This is a genomic window from Burkholderia sp. RS01 (assembly GCF_039748055.1).
Classification (GTDB): domain Bacteria; phylum Actinomycetota; class Actinomycetes; order Actinomycetales; family Micrococcaceae; genus Arthrobacter.
Genome location: NZ_JBDLAK010000079.1, coordinates 1 through 226 on the forward strand (window position 1 = coordinate 1; position 226 = coordinate 226).

1 protein-coding gene is annotated in these 226 nt (G+C 66.4%); it reads left to right on the forward strand.

Features of this window, described 5'->3' with window-relative positions; all coding sequences use genetic code 11:
* Nucleotides 1-226: hypothetical protein (locus tag ABFP37_RS22610; RefSeq protein WP_347035048.1), on the forward strand; the 226-nt coding region annotated here is incomplete at both ends.

Genomic DNA, 226 nt, shown 5'->3' on the forward strand with positions numbered 1-226 from the left:
CAGCTCCAGGATCTCTTCATCGAGGGGGACCATCCGCTCGGTGTCCAGTTTGCCGAGGGGAACTTTCAGCCAACTGCCGTGGCCTGGGACTTCGTGGACGCAGTCCAGTTCAAGGTCGAGCAGTTCCCCGACACGCAGTCCGCAGGCGCGTTGGAGCCGCAGGGCGGCCGCGGCCAGTTCATTGCCCGGGGAGTCGGTGAGGACCTGGGTGAGCCGCCGGTCGATG